The 680-nt window shown below is 48.8% G+C and carries 1 protein-coding gene; it reads right to left on the reverse strand.

Annotated elements, in window-relative coordinates:
• Positions 1-680, reverse strand: a 680-nt coding sequence (locus R7Z49_RS25340; RefSeq protein ID WP_318112434.1) for a DNA gyrase subunit A, incomplete at both ends; no start/stop codon positions are given.

Below are 680 nucleotides of genomic sequence, written 5' to 3' on the forward strand. Positions count from 1 at the left end.
GCTACCCGCAGTGATGTTCAAGCGACCAGTAATCGGCTCACCTTGACTACGTGCTGATGGCAACGAGTGCGACTCAAGCGAGTAACTTCGACCATCGCTGCCAAGGAAGACCGCCGGCTGACTGCTTTTACCTCGCGCATGCGCCAAGTATTTATCGCCTGACTTGTAGTTCAAGCTTTCCGCATCAACATCGTGTCCTTTCGCATGACGAACCCAACCTTTTTCAGACAGAACAACGGTAATTGGCTCACTTGGTACTAGGTCACGCTCAGTCAGTGCTTTTGCTTCAGCACGTTCAACTAAAGGAGAACGACGGTCATCGCCGTATTTCTCTGCGTCGGCTTTAATTTCTTTCTTAAGCAGTGTGTTCAGACGACGCTCAGAACCAAGCAGCTGCTCTAGCTTCTCACGCTCTTTCTCGAGTTCGTCTTGTTCACCACGGATCTTCATCTCTTCTAGCTTCGCTAGATGACGAAGTTTGGTATCCAGAATCGCATCGGCTTGAATATCGGTAATACCAAAGCGTTCCATCAACACCGCTTTTGGATCGTCTTCGGTACGAATGATCTCAATCACTTCATCTAGGTTGAGGTAAGCAACTAACAAACCTTCTAAGATGTGTAGACGAGCCATCACCTTGTCTAAACGGTATTGTAAACGACGACGCACGGTACTGCGGC

The organism is Vibrio sp. 1562, from assembly GCF_033340155.1.
GTDB lineage: Bacteria > Pseudomonadota > Gammaproteobacteria > Enterobacterales > Vibrionaceae > Vibrio > Vibrio alginolyticus.